Genomic DNA, 936 nt, shown 5'->3' with positions numbered 1-936 from the left:
GAGCCTGTCCGAGTGAAATTTGAATCCGAGCAATGACTTGTGATTCACTGGTTGGCGCCGATTTGCGGAGGCGCCCATGTGGACCCCAGAGAACCGAGGTCTCTACGCTCGCCCAGGTTTGCGCTACCCGAGCGACCTGACGGATGCCGAATGGGACTTGGTGCGACCGTTTCTGCGTCGTCGAACGAGGTCCGGGCCAGCCCCGGAGCGCTTGCGCGAGATCCTCAATGCCGTTCTGTACGTCTTGAGCACAGGCTGCCAATGGCGGGCTTTGCCCAGAGACCTGCCGCCGCGCAGCACCGTGCACGGTTGGTTCGTGCGCTGGCATTGCGATGGCGTGCTCGACCGCCTGCACTTCGCGCTCTACCAGCAGGTCCGCGAGCTTGAGGGACGCCACGCCAGTCCCACCGCCGCGATCGTCGACAGCCAGAGCGTCAAGAGCGCCGAAAAAGGGGGAGGCATATCGATCCGATCGGCTATGACGCGGCCAAGAAAGTCAAGGGCAAGAAGCGCCACCTCATCGTCGACACGCTGGGCCTGATGCTTGGGCTGAATGTGACACCGGCCGACGTGCAGGACCGGGATGGCTTTCTGCCGCTTCTGAAGAGTGTGCGGCGCGTGTTCGTGTTCCTGGAGCGCCTGTTTGCCGATGGCGCCTACAGCGGCGCAGCAACAGCCGCGGCCGCGAAACGGACCGGCAAGGTGGTTCTGGAGATTGTCAAACGTTCGGATGCAGCCAAAGGCTTCGTGGTGGTTGCGAAGCGGTGGATTGTCGAGAGAACCTTCGGGTGGCTCGGCCGCTGCCGCCGGCTGGTCAAGGATTTTGAGAACCTCACGCGCACGCAGCTGGCGTTCGTGCAACTCGCCATGATCCGGCTCATGACCCGCAGGATCGCAAGGCTTTGTCAAAGCTCATGAATCGCTCGGACCGACTCT

The 936-nt window shown here is 62.6% G+C and carries 1 pseudogene; it reads left to right on the top strand.

Annotated elements, in window-relative coordinates:
- Positions 1–76 precede the first annotated feature (76 nt).
- A pseudogene (locus tag JKG68_RS32575) lies at positions 77–918 on the top strand (IS5 family transposase).
- Positions 919–936: the final 18 nt, after the last annotated feature.

Source organism: Microvirga aerilata, assembly GCF_016743775.1.
Taxonomy (GTDB): domain Bacteria; phylum Pseudomonadota; class Alphaproteobacteria; order Rhizobiales; family Beijerinckiaceae; genus Microvirga; species Microvirga aerilata.
The sequence above is the reverse complement of the archived record's forward strand: the minus strand, read 5'-3'. Positions and strand labels throughout refer to the sequence as shown.